10 protein-coding genes are annotated in these 12,350 nt (G+C 51.8%); 1 reads left to right on the top strand and 9 read right to left on the bottom strand.

Annotated elements, in window-relative coordinates; all coding sequences use genetic code 11:
* Positions 1–60: 60 nt before the first annotated feature.
* Complete coding sequence (locus tag FZ040_RS02385; protein WP_149170525.1) at positions 61–2,001, bottom strand: LTA synthase family protein; 1,941 nt, start codon at positions 1,999–2,001, stop codon at positions 61–63.
* A 150-nt stretch (positions 2,002–2,151) separates the two neighbouring features.
* On the opposite strand from FZ040_RS02385, the gene FZ040_RS02390 reads away from it, so the two are divergent.
* Positions 2,152–3,078 carry a ketopantoate reductase family protein gene (locus tag FZ040_RS02390; protein WP_149170526.1) on the top strand — a complete coding sequence of 309 codons (927 nt, stop codon included), beginning with the start codon at positions 2,152–2,154 and terminating at the stop codon, positions 3,076–3,078.
* A 33-nt stretch (positions 3,079–3,111) separates the two neighbouring features.
* Here FZ040_RS02390 and FZ040_RS02395 read toward each other — a convergent pair whose 3' ends face one another.
* The 8 genes from FZ040_RS02395 to mutM form a co-directional block, all read right to left on the bottom strand.
* Positions 3,112–3,708 (bottom strand): acyloxyacyl hydrolase, encoded by a 597-nt coding sequence (locus tag FZ040_RS02395; protein ID WP_255448701.1) that lies wholly within the window; start codon positions 3,706–3,708, stop codon positions 3,112–3,114.
* A gap of 120 nt (positions 3,709–3,828) precedes the next feature.
* Positions 3,829–5,169 carry a threonine/serine exporter family protein gene (locus FZ040_RS02400; RefSeq protein ID WP_149170527.1) on the bottom strand — a complete coding sequence of 447 codons (1,341 nt, stop codon included), beginning with the start codon at positions 5,167–5,169 and terminating at the stop codon, positions 3,829–3,831.
* A 30-nt stretch (positions 5,170–5,199) separates the two neighbouring features.
* A complete protein-coding gene (locus tag FZ040_RS02405; RefSeq protein WP_149170528.1) occupies positions 5,200–5,970 on the bottom strand; it encodes an alpha/beta hydrolase in 771 nt (256 codons plus the stop codon).
* Positions 5,971–6,002: 32 nt separating this feature from the next.
* Positions 6,003–6,425, bottom strand: coding sequence for a hypothetical protein (locus tag FZ040_RS02410; protein ID WP_149170529.1), 423 nt, complete (start codon positions 6,423–6,425; stop codon positions 6,003–6,005).
* A gap of 32 nt (positions 6,426–6,457) precedes the next feature.
* Positions 6,458–10,291: a PolC-type DNA polymerase III gene (locus tag FZ040_RS02415; protein ID WP_149170530.1), complete on the bottom strand. Its 3,834-nt coding sequence runs from the start codon at positions 10,289–10,291 to the stop codon at positions 6,458–6,460.
* Positions 10,292–10,305: 14 nt separating this feature from the next.
* Positions 10,306–10,920, bottom strand: a complete 615-nt coding sequence (locus tag FZ040_RS02420) for a lytic transglycosylase domain-containing protein (RefSeq protein ID WP_149170531.1) — start codon at positions 10,918–10,920, stop codon at positions 10,306–10,308.
* The gene (coaE, locus tag FZ040_RS13925; RefSeq protein ID WP_187620208.1) at positions 10,904–11,509 is read right to left on the bottom strand and encodes a dephospho-CoA kinase; all 606 of its coding nucleotides are present in this window, start codon (positions 11,507–11,509) and stop codon (positions 10,904–10,906) included. The genes FZ040_RS02420 and coaE overlap by 17 nt, the downstream gene beginning before the upstream one ends.
* A gap of 15 nt (positions 11,510–11,524) precedes the next feature.
* Positions 11,525–12,349, bottom strand: coding sequence for a bifunctional DNA-formamidopyrimidine glycosylase/DNA-(apurinic or apyrimidinic site) lyase (gene mutM / locus FZ040_RS13930; RefSeq protein ID WP_187620209.1), 825 nt, complete (start codon positions 12,347–12,349; stop codon positions 11,525–11,527).
* Between the last annotated feature and the right edge of the window lies 1 nt (position 12,350).

Here is a 12,350-nt window from a genome sequence, read left to right on the forward strand (position 1 = left end):
TCTTAATTTTACAACAAATCCGAATAGTAAAAAGGAGACCTTTTACGGCCTCCTCTATTATTACTTATGCTGTGGTGTTTTCAACAAGCCATCATGATAGAGTAAATTCGCTCCCTGATACCAGGAAATAGCCTGCTGCCGCATTTCGTCACTCGTCGGAATCGGCGAATAATCGGCAGTTGACCAGTCATTTATCCGATACGATTTCACGCCCTGATTCGGCGAGAGAATCGTCAGCTGGTCATCCTTCACGAGTCCGAGCAGCTGATAGGTGCTGATGAAGGCGCGGTCCTCAGACTCCGGCACATTGAATACATCGTGACCGAAGAACCGCGACGTATAGGACATACCGAGCAGCCCCAGAAGCGTCGGTCCCACATCAATCTGACTCATCAAGCGGTTGCACTGCCCGGCCTTGATGAGTTTCGGGGCGTAAATCAGGCACGGGATATGATAGCGGTTAATCGGCAAATCGGCCTTGCCGGCCGCTAAGGCCTGATGGTCCGCCACGATGACAAATACGGTGTTATCAAACCACGGTTTCGTCGAAGCTTTATCCAAAAAATCCTTGATAGCCCAATCGGTATAGCGCACGACACTGTTGCGCACGCCCTGCGGTGCATCGATGCGGCCCTTGGGGAATTTGAACGGCCGATGGTTTGAAGTAGTCAGAACCATCTCAAATGCCGGCTCGCCCTTTGCCTGATGTTCATCCAGGGATTTTACCACCTGGTCAAAGAGGATTTCATCGGGAACGCCCCAAACGGTTTCATCATGGATTTCCTCTTCGGGGATATTGTTGCGATCCTTTACGGTATAGCCATTGCCCGCAAAGAAGTCATTCATATTGTCAAAATAGCCATAACCGCCATAAATGAAGTCCGTCTGGTACCCATTTTGACGGAAGGCATCGCCCAGGCTTTCCATATTGCCATTGTCCTGACGGCGGACGATGGATTGGCCCGGCGTCGGCGGTACCGAAAGCGACAAAGCTTCCAAACCACGAACCGTACGCGTTCCCGTTGCATAAAGACGGGTAAAGCTCAAGGAGTTTTGCGCGACTTCATCAAGATTCGGCGTCAGACTGTTGGCAAAGCCGAGAAAGCCCGCGTAATCGGCACTGAAACTCTCGACGGTTATCAGCACGACATTGGGCTTTTTGCCCGTCAGTTCATTTTGATTCTCAACCCGGCGGGTTACCCCGGGATCTCCCTGCAAGACTTCGTTGTTCCCCTTTACCTCACTGCGCAGCCGCTGGCGAAGCGAATCCGTATCCGACGCTTTGGCATAAAAAGAATCATAGTCGAGCTCGTTGGTAAAATAGGCGCGAACAAATTCATAGGGGCCATTTCCGGCAAGTTCCTGATTGATTTTGTCCGCAGCTACCTGCATACGCCATGCCGACTGCGGCACGACGGCCGCCACCAGCAGCAGTAAAACCATCAGCCCGGCTGCCATAGCGAATTGGCGCCAGCCACGGGGACTCGGAAAAAACGTCAATTTGCGAAGCTGCCACCAGGTTATCAAAAGCGTTGTAACCAGCATTACAGGTACGAGGATACCCAGCGGGAAAGATTCCTGAATCGTTCCGAGCATTTCACTGGAATAGATCAGATAATCAACGGCAATGAAGTTAAAGCTGGTATGAAATTCCTGAAAGTAGAAAAAAAGTGTCACGCCTGTACTGACCATGAAACCATTCAGCAGGAACAGCAGTCCCTTCCCCAGCCGTTTTCCCCAACCAGCTGAGAGAAATTTTGCTGGCAACAGCAAAAAAAGTGCCAACGGCAGGCAGAAAAAAACGCCTGCGGAAGCATCGTAGACAAGTCCGAGCAAAAAGGTCCGCAATAAATCCAGCGGGCTCCATGAGAGCTCAGAATAAAAGCGCAGCGCGATCAGCAAGCGGATAAAGCTCTCCCAAATCATCCAGCTGCCAAATAAAATCTGCAATAAACCAAGACGTCCCACCGGCCGCCTGGAATACTGGTTAAAACGAAGCATAGCAAAACCACCTTTGTAAAATACAATACATTAAATTATAACAAAATATTGCTGAGAAAAAAATGAAAAACTGTTACATTTTCTGCTGCTTGCTCCGATTATAGCCATTTGTTACAATGTAAACATGAGCAAAAGATTGGAGGGTTTATCATGAAATTTGCAATTGTCGGAACCGGCGGCACCGGTGGAACGTTAGGTGCTTATCTTGCCAGCCACGGACAGGATGTAACGTTTATCGCCCGCGGCAATCATCTGGCGGCCATCCGCCAAAACGGCCTGACCATCCGCACAGAGCACCGCGGGGATATCGTTATAAAACCGGCCAAAGCCTGCACAATGGATGAGTATACCGACACGCCGGATGTCATGCTCGTCTGCGTAAAATATTACAATATCGACGATGCCATTGCCCTTGCCCGCCGCACCGCCAATGCCGATACCCTTATCGTGCCAATTCTAAACGTATTCGGCACTGGTGAAGTCATGCAGCAGGCTCTGCCTGGCCTTACTTGTCTCGATGGCTGTATGTATATCTTCGCCAAAATCCAGGAACCAGGCGTTATCGTCCAGCCCGAGAAAATCCTGCGCGTATTCTTTGGCTTCCGCCCAGGACAAGATGACCGGCTGTCCACGAAGGCAAAGGAACTGGAACAAATCATGCAGGCCGCAGACATTCATGCGCATTTTACCAAACATATCCAACGGGACGCCTTGCAGAAATTCGCCTTCGTCTCCCCGATGGGCGCCGCCGGACTCTATTTCGAGGCCGTCAGTGATGATTTCCAGCACGAAGGCCCTCTGCGCGATTTCTTTACGGGGCTTATCCGCGAAGTCGTCGCTATTGGCCACGCTATGGGCATTATCTGGGAAAACGATTTAGTCGAAACCGGCCTCAAAATGATTGATGCCTTCAAGCCCGGCCTGCGCACCTCGATGCAGCGCGACGTGCTTGCGGGCAAGCCCTCCGAATTCTCCGGTCTCGTCTCCCGCATCGTCGCCCTGGGTAAAAAATATGACGTCCCCACCCCGCTCTATCAAAAAGTTGACCAATGGGGGCAAGAATATCATATCCGATAAGGGCACGAAGATTTGACTTTTGACTTGTCAATCTTAGAACGCATGACGATAACCAAGGGACAACCCACCACCGTTATAGCCGGGGTTATGCGTTTTGAAGCCGTTTGAGGCATGATGGACGAGATAGGCGGCGCTTACGGAATCACTAGCCGTGAAGTGATACGTTACCCGCGGCCCAATCCGCCATAAGAAACCAAAGGCTCTGCCATTAGCCGGGTGCGCGTGATTATATGCGAGAATGGAACCTGCCCCATCGATCGAGGCCGACCATTTCTTCGATAAGTTTTTCTCCCAGCGCATCATATAGGATGGCCCGAGCCCCACGGCTTCGGAGTCGCGGGCGATGTCATCATCGGTTGTCTTGCCGAGCGGCCGCGTCACGCTTAGGCCGTAGTGAAACGATACGTCCTTTACCTTTTTATACTGCCGGTAGACATGAAGATTATATAGGTCGATGTCGCGCCTGGCAAACCAACGTCCCTCCAGATATTCCAACTGGACTTCCACGGCGCGCTCCTTATCCGGCTGCTGCTCCTTTGATTCCGCCTCAGCGGCCATCGCCGTATGGGCCAATAGCATAACCATTACCGCCATCGTCAATCCCTTGCCTAGTATCTTGCTGCTATCCATAATCATCACGTCCTTTACTCGCATTGAAAATGTAAACTGCTGCTTGCGTTATGTATTACTTCGCCACCAAAAAAAGAATCCCTGTCAAAAGGGATTCTTTTCGTTTCCATATAATATAATTTATTCTTCGTTATAACGCTTGGCGAGCAGGCGCCGTTCGTTTTCGAGTTTGCGCTCCTGGATGTAGCGATGAATAAAAATATTGGGAATCGCCACGCCGACGGCAATACTGATGATGATGATGATGGCCTCGACGCCGCTTCGGATGCCATCGAGCAGACCGCTCGAAGTGATGAACTGGATGTTCAGCAAGGCAAAGAGCAGGCGATAAAGCAAAACCCCCGGAATCATCGGAATCGCCGACGGAATCGTCATGATGATATTCGGCGTATGGAACCAGTGAATGGCCCGCAAGGCGATGACGCCGACGACGGCCGCCCCGAAGAATGAACCAGCTGCCTGGGACCAGCCCAACTCCATCACCGTTACGTTGCGAAGCAGTACCGTGATGATGCCGCCAATGCCCACGACAGGCAGCAGCCGTTTCGGAACGTTAAAGATGATGGAAAAACCAATCGAGGCAATCGCAGCCGCCAAAGCCTGCGAGATATACGAAGTCTCTGCCGCCGACAGCCCCACGGCCGTAAAGTCCGTAACACCGCCCAAGCGGATGGCCATTACAATGCCAAAAGTCATCGAGCCGACAACCAAAAGCGTATGCATGGCTCTTGTCATACCCGAAACAATGAAGTTATTAAGCAAATCGTCCACGGCATTGATAAGCGGAATGCCTGGCACCAAAAAGAGCGTGCAGGCAATCAGCGGATACCAGTTGAGTCCTCCAGTCAAAAACTGCGTGGACCAGGCCAGCATCGTAGTCGCAAAAGAGGTAATGGCAATTGCCGCGTAGGTGTTAAATCCATAGCCCAAGCAGACGCGGCGAATGAGAAAGCCCAACATTGCGCAGACAGCCGTCAGCAAAAAATCCAGCCAACTGCCGCCAAAGAGTTTGCAGAAACCGCCACAGGCAGCGCCCGCCCCCATTGCCGTCAGCCACACAGGATAATTGCGTGGCAGCTTGCGGATGTTATCGAGCTGGCGTTCAAAGTCCTGCAGCGAATAATTTTTCGCCATAGCTCGCCAGGTCAGCTTGCTGACTGCCGAAAGCGTCGTCATATTGACGCCATGCTTGGTGCATTTGCGAAACTCCGTATAGGAATGCCGGTCATCGTTGACGTTGAGCATCAGCGTCGTATACATGACATGCTGATGGATGCGGTCTTTCGGGATTCCCATAAAGGACGCCGCCCGCATCATATCCCGCAAGGTGCGGTCCGAATCGGCACCATTTTCCATCAGCAACTGTCCCGTGTGCAATAAAAGATGCATTTTGGGACCTATTTCGGCAAACGGCTCGCTAAAGATGCGTTCCTTTTCTTCCTTTTTATCCAAACTATTCATAGGTTATCTTGCTCATTCCCCTATCTTTTCTTACGTTTCCGGACCAAAAAATTCTACAATCTTTGCAATGGCCAAGGCCATATGATTCTGATTCTGGAAGGGATGATTTGCCCCCTCCACAGAAATAAATTCAATGACATTGTTCTCCGCGAATTCTTGAGAAATCGCAAACGGAATCATTTCATCCTTTGTGCCATGCAAAATCAGCATATCATCCGCAAAATCAAAATATTCCTGTTCGCGAACATCAAAGGACTTCAGCGAGTCGAGCAGGCTGTTATCAATTTTGAGTTTGCGCTCGAACCCGACTTGAACCTCTTTTCCCTTGGCCAGTTTTGTCCGATTTTCCTCAGTAAGATGCTTGTCCATGGATTCAAACATATTAACCGCCGGACTGCGCAAAGCGATCTTGGCGAAGGGATTTTCCTGCTCTATCATATAACGCAGCGTCAAGTAAGCCCCAAAACTCGTGGAATAATTGTAGACGCGCTCCGCCTGCAGCTCCGTTTTCGCATAAGCCGTCACAAGCCGCAGATAGGTCATGCACTCCTCAATTTCCAGTTTCTTGCGCGCATCTTCGCCATGACAAGGCCAATCAAAGGCAATGACCGCATAGCCTTTATACTTGTTCACCATATGCTCGCCAAAATTAGCGGTTCCGGCCGTATCCTTGTGACTGCCAAAACCATGTGTGACGATAACCACATCATCAAACGTACGCACCGTCTTATCACTATCACGGGTAAAGAGCTTACAGCGAATGCTAAAGCCCTCTTCATTGATGTCAAACTTCTTTTCCATAACCTAATGAGACTTCCTTTTAACCTTTAACCTTAATTTTTGTTGCGCATATTTCTATAGGCACTTGCTTCGATGTATTGTGCTTCTCTTGCGAAGGCATCCGGCAGACGATAGTAATCGCCTGTGTAATCCGCGGTATCGGCATGCTTGATGAAGAAGGTGCCATTCGGTTTTTTCCAGACATAGAAATATCCATGCGGGGTAAGAACCGGAGTTGATTTTGTCCACTCATACGCACAAGCGACAAAAATCGTATCGGAGTCGTTTGTCTGCACTTTGGTTGCCGAAGTCAAATCGGCAAAGTCAGCGACCCCAGAACCCGAGTAATGGGTTATGCGCAGGTAATTATTCGCATCATCATAAAAGAACAAGCCGTTATGATAATGCCCTGCTTCGGCAAAGCGAAGCGGCAGCAACAATAACAATAAGCAACACAACATCCCGATTTTTTTCATAAGCTGGCCTCTTTCCCTTTTCGTCTATACCATTAACTAAACAATGCAATCTGGTCGCTCTCACCCATGCCGTCGAGGCAGCCATGACCGCGCAGGATTTCGATGTTGGTCTTGGAAATACCCGTGCGGCGGCGGAGGTCTTCGATGCTCGTGAATACGCCGTCTTTGCGGGCTTCGACAATGCTCTGCGCCGCTTTGGTTCCCATGCCGCTGAGGCTGGCAATCGGCGGCAGCAAAGATTTTTCATGGATGATGAATTTCTCAGCGTCCGACTCGTAGATGTCGACGTACTCGCAGCTATAGCCGCGCAGATACATTTCCCAGGCAAGCTGCAAAACGATAAGCGTTGCATTCTGCTTGGCATCGAGCTTCTTCTCCTTGGCGGCAAGTTCGAGCTGATGAATCTGGTCGCCCACATAGTCCTTGCCACGCGCGATGACATTGGCATCGAACTCGGCGGCGCGAATCGAGAAATATGCCGCATAGTAAGCCAACGGATAATGCACCTTGCAGAACGCGATGCGATACGCCATCATGACGTAAGCCGTCGCATGAGCACGCGGGAACAGGTACTTGATTTTCTGGCACGACTCGATATACCACTCAGGGATACCGCCCTGGCGCAAAATCTCAACCGTATCCTCGGCAATGCCCTTGCCCTTACGGACTTTCTCCATCGTCTTGAACGAAAGCAATGGGTCGATGCCGTTATGGATCAGATACATCATGATATCGTCACGGGCCGAGATGGCATTTTTGATCGTGCACTGGCCGCCGCGGATGAGGTCCTGCGCATTGCCGAGCCACACGTCGGTACCATGGGAGAAGCCCGATATGCGCACCAAATCGGAGAACACATCCGGATTGGTATCATCAATCATCTGCCGTGTGAACGGCGTGCGGAACTCCGGGATACCAAAGGTTCCCGAGGTAGCGCCGAGTTCTTCTGGCGTGAGCCCCAGCGCCACCGTCGAGTTGAAAATCGACATCGTCGCCTTGTCGTCAAATGGAATCGTCTTCGGGTCACGGCAGGTAAGGTCTTCAAGCATCTTGATAACCGTCGGGTCATCGTGGCCGAGAATATCGAGCTTGACCAGACGGCTGCTGATGGAGTGATAGTCGAAATGCGTCGTTATCGTACCGCAGTTCATATCGTTGGCCGGATGCTGAATCGGCGTGAAGAAATGAACGTCCATGTTGCGCGGCACAACCATGATGCCGGCCGGATGCTGGCCTGTCGTCGATTTGACGCCCATGCAGCCATGGGCCAGACGGTCGATATAGGAACCGTGCTTTTTGACGCCCTTTTCCTCGAAGAATTTCTTGACGTAGCCAAAGGCCGTCTTATCGGCAACGGTCTGGATGGAACCTGCGCGATAGACGTTGTCCTTGCCAAACAGAATCTCCGTATACTTATGGGCCACCGGCTGATACGTACCCGAGAAGTTCAAGTCGATATCCGGGACTTTATCGCCATCAAAGCCGAGGAATACGGCAAACGGGATATCGTGACCATCTTTTATGAGCGGCTCGCCGCAAACCGGACAGTTCTTATCCGGCAAGTCATAGCCGCAGCCGTAGGAACCATCGGTGATGAACTTGCTGTACTGGCAATGCGGGCAGCGCCAATGCGGCGGCAGCGGATTGACTTCCGTGATGCCCGTCATCGTCGCGATGAACGACGAACCAACGGAACCACGCGAACCGACCAGATAGCCGTCGTCGTTGGATTTCTTAACCAATCGCTGCGCGATGAGGTAAAGCACCGAGAAGCCGTGGCCGATAATCGGCTTTAACTCCTGCTTGAGGCGGGCTTCGACGATTTCGGGCAGATTCTCGCCGTACATTTCTTTGGCCTTGTTATAGGACATCGAACGGATTTCTTCATCGGCACCCGGAATCATCGGCGAATACAGGTCGTCAGGAATCGGCTTAAACGATTCAATCATATCGTTGATTTTGCGTGGATTCGTGACGACGGCCTCATAGGCCAGCTCCTCCCCGAGGTATTCAAATTCCGCCAGCATTTCTTCGGTGGTCCGCAGATAAAGCGGCGGTTGCATCTCAGCATCATCAAAGCCCTTGCCCTTCATGAGAATGGCACGGTATATCTGGTCCTCAGGATTCAAAAAGTGAACGTCGCAGGTTGCCACGAGCATTTTCCCGAGTTTCTGCGCGAGTTCAGCGACCTTGAGGTTAATATTTATTAGGTCTTCGTCCGTATTGATATCGGGGAATTTATCACTGCGCTTTAAAAAGTCGTTGTTGTGGATTGGCTGAATCTCAAGGTAATCGTAGAAATTGGCAATCTCGATGAGCTGCTCATCGGACTGCCCTTCGACAATCGCGCGGATGAGTTCGCCTGCCTCGCAGGCCGAACCGATGATGATACCCTCGCGGTATTCCTCAATGATTTTCTTCGGCAGGCGCGGCTGACGATGGAAATATTTGACATGCGCGAGCGATACCATCTGATAGAGGTTGCGCAATCCATTGGGGTTCTTGGCCAAAAAGATAATATGGTTGGCCCGCTTCTGCTCCCAATCATCGCCAGTAAGATAGCCTTCCATACCATAGATGACCTTGATGCCGGCATCCTTGGCGGCTTTGGCCGCATCCGGATAAGCCTGAACGACACCATGGTCCGTGATGGCAATCGCTGGCCAGCCCCAACGGGCCGCCGTCTTGACGAGGTTCTTGACCGATACCACGGCATCCATGGCACTCATGGTCGTATGCGCATGAAGTTCCACGCGCTTGACCTCCGCATTATCCATGCGGGATTCCGTCTCTTTCTTCGCCAGCGAATCCATGAAGAGCACATACTCGTTCATATAAGTATCAAAGCGCACAGAACCGCGGATGCGAACTTCCATGCCCTCTTTGAGCTTGCCGATGATTTCGTCAAAATCCTCTTCCGGCCCGTTCTTGCCGCGTTTTGGCTTAAAGAACTTCTTGCAGGCAATGCCGTTGCTCTCATCGGAAAGGCAGAAGGACAGCAGTTTCGTTCCGGTTTTGAACTCATTGGTCTTGATACCTGAAATTGCCCCCTCGCCGATAAAGCCTTCGAGAATGACATTTTTCATCTCGCCGTCGAGCTCATCGATGAGTTTGCGCTCCCCCATAACGCCGCGGCCAAAGATGAGGTTGCCGGCCCCATGGACCACCACGGGCTTGTCGAAATCGTCGTGATGTTTGGGAACCTTGGGCAGCTTCGCTTTGTCCTCGGCGGCCGTTTTGGCGGCAGCCGCTTTTGGTTTTGGCGCTGCAGCTTTCTTCTCCGCCACGCGTTCATGCTGAATGGCTGCGCGGTATTCGGGCGTATTGAACGAATCGTCCACCTCAAGATTTTGCAACACTTCGTCGCTTGCCTGGCATTCTACGGGGCAGCGATAGCCGAGCATTTGCTTGATGGCCTTGCTCATGAGCTGGGCCACCGAATGAGCGCGCATGATTTCGCCGCCGAGCTCGCCCGGCACATCGAGAATCAGGCGGCTGCCATCGACGCGGTACTTCGAGCGCTTCAAGAGCTGAAATACCGTCGGGTTGCCTTCCGAAACCACCGTTACGAGTTTGGTCCAGATTTTCTGGATGCCGTCTTCCACATCGATAACTTCCTGATAGAACACGACCTGGTCGAGCTGGCATTTGCGCTGAATCTGCGCCGCCGCTTCCTGTAAAAGGGCATCGGGAATAAGCGTCTGGCTGATGAGTACGATTTCCCAGCTGTTCGTCTTGGTGCAAACCTCGACATGACGAATAGACGCAGACTTCATGAGCTCTTTTTGCTCATCGTCAAGCGCCATTCCCTGAACCAGCTGCCAAAACATATTCTCCTGTTGCGGAACGATCCGATACTTCTGCATTCCCCAAGCTCCTCTTACTCTGGATAAAGCTCCCGATACTTCTTCTCATCGGCCAGAACCTGCCGGACATAATCGCGAGTCTCTGCAAAGGGGATCGCGTCGATATCCGAAAAGTCCTCTGGCCAATCATATTGTTTAATCCATTCCTGCACATTTCCCCGGCCGGCATTATACGCCGCCAAGGCCAGTACATTATTGCCGTGGAACTCCTTCTGCAGGGTCGAAAGATACCACGTTCCATACCGGATATTGCGGTCCGGTTCATGAAGTCCTTCCTCCGAGTAGTTTGTATCCCCAAGCTGCCCGGCAATCCACTTTGCCGTATCCGGCATAATCTGCATAAGCCCGATGGCCCCGCGATGCGAATGTACTTCGCGCTTGAATTTGCTCTCTTTCTTGATAACCGCTGCCGTAAGATTGCTGTCGACGTTATACATCGAAGCATACTTCATCACCGTATCGTGATACGGATAAACATAAAAATAACTGCGCTGTACGGGTTCAAACTTCAGAACAATAAACGCGCTCAGGCTTGCGAAAATAATGAATAACGCAACACAAAAACAGGACACCATGCGCCGATGCTGCATCTTCCTGCTTTGACGGACCCTGTCATGAAACTCCGTCATGCGTCCACTCCTTCCATAGACGATCCACCTGCCGCAGGGTTGACGGCAAGCTTCCACTGTTATCAATCAGGCAATCTGCCCGTTTCTTTTTCTCTTCGAGAGGCATTTGCGCGGCAATTCTGGCCGCCGCTTCTTCCCTTCCATAGCCGTTGCGCTTCATAAGGCGCTCCTGCTGGATTTTTTCCTCTGCATATACGAGGCAGACCTTCTCTGCCATTTTATCCCATCCCGACTCAAAGAGCAATGGAACATCCAGTACAATCAAAGATTTTTTCTCGGCTTGATACTGCCTGACCCGCTGGCAGATTTCGTGCTGTATCAGCGGATGAGCCGTCGCATCAATCCATTCCCGCTCGGCCGGGTCAGAAAAGACAAGCTTTCCGATGACCCGGCGGTCAAGCTGTCCATCGGAAAGCAGGATTTTGTCCCCAAAATGCTGGCGATAAGCCTCGTATAACGGCTTTCCCGGCGCTAATAGCTCATGGGCAATCGCATCGGCGTCGATGATACTGGCACCTTTTTCCTGCAAATACGCGGATACCGTGCTCTTGCCCGAGGCAATGCCGCCCGTAAGGCCGATGATTTTCATAGGCTACTCCTTTTGTCAGCTTTGGCAGCGCGGGCAATAATGCGTTCCCCGCCCGCCTAAGGTTATCTTTTCAATAGGCGAACCACACTTGCGGCAGGGCTGTCCCTTCCGGTTGTAGACATAGAGATGTTCCTGATGGCTTCCCTGTCCGCCCTCGCCATTCTGATAGTCGCGGAACGTCGTACCGCCATCGCGGATTCCCGCCGCGATAACCGCATTAATGGACTCATACAAGCGCTGGCATTCTTCCCGCGTAAGGGTACTGGCCGGCCGTTCCGGCCGGATGCCAGCTAAGAACAACGCCTCATCATCGTATATGTTGCCAATGCCGCCAATATATTTCTGGTTCAGCAGCAGCGACTTGATGACGGTCTTTTTCCCCTGCACGAGCTGATAGAGATATTCGGCCGTAAACTCGTCAGACAACGGCTCCGGGCCCATTTCGGCAAGGCCGTGGATGCGCCAGCGCTCGCCTGGGGCCAGCGCATAGACTGCCCCGAGCGTGCGCGTATCGCCATAGACGAGCAGGCCGCCGCCATCGAGATGGAATAAGAGCCGCGCATAGGAATCGTGCGGCTCTCCCTCAGGCTCAAAGACCAGGCGCCCGGTCATGCGCAGATGAAAAATCAATTCATTGCCGTTATCGAGCGCCATGATGAGATATTTCCCGCGGCGCTTCATCGCACGTATCGTCCGGCCAATGGCCATCGCCCGGTACGATTCCGGTTCGGGCCATTTGATCTGCCGTGGCAGCAGAATATCGAGTTGCATGATTTTTTGACCAGTCAAAACGGTATCGAGATACCGGCGGATAATCTCCACCTCTGGCATTTCCGGCATA

Source organism: Pseudoselenomonas ruminis, from assembly GCF_008271295.1.
Lineage (GTDB): Bacteria > Bacillota > Negativicutes > Selenomonadales > Selenomonadaceae > Selenomonas_A > Selenomonas_A ruminis.

Bases quoted from the DNA above. Each gene is read 5' to 3' on its own strand.
- FZ040_RS02385 (WP_149170525.1), bottom strand. From the start codon at position 2,001: ATGCTTCGTTTTAACCAGTATTCCAGGCGGCCGGTGGGACGTCTTGGT.
- FZ040_RS02395 (WP_255448701.1), bottom strand. From the start codon at position 3,708: ATGGATAGCAGCAAGATACTAGGCAAGGGATTGACGATGGCGGTAATG.
- FZ040_RS02390 (WP_149170526.1), top strand. From the start codon at position 2,152: ATGAAATTTGCAATTGTCGGAACCGGCGGCACCGGTGGAACGTTAGGT.
- FZ040_RS02405 (WP_149170528.1), bottom strand. From the start codon at position 5,970: ATGGAAAAGAAGTTTGACATCAATGAAGAGGGCTTTAGCATTCGCTGT.
- mutM (WP_187620209.1), bottom strand. From the start codon at position 12,349: ATGCCGGAAATGCCAGAGGTGGAGATTATCCGCCGGTATCTCGATACC.
- FZ040_RS02415 (WP_149170530.1), bottom strand. From the start codon at position 10,291: ATGCAGAAGTATCGGATCGTTCCGCAACAGGAGAATATGTTTTGGCAG.
- coaE (WP_187620208.1), bottom strand. From the start codon at position 11,509: ATGAAAATCATCGGCCTTACGGGCGGCATTGCCTCGGGCAAGAGCACG.
- FZ040_RS02410 (WP_149170529.1), bottom strand. From the start codon at position 6,425: ATGAAAAAAATCGGGATGTTGTGTTGCTTATTGTTATTGTTGCTGCCG.
- FZ040_RS02420 (WP_149170531.1), bottom strand. From the start codon at position 10,920: ATGACGGAGTTTCATGACAGGGTCCGTCAAAGCAGGAAGATGCAGCAT.
- FZ040_RS02400 (WP_149170527.1), bottom strand. From the start codon at position 5,169: ATGAATAGTTTGGATAAAAAGGAAGAAAAGGAACGCATCTTTAGCGAG.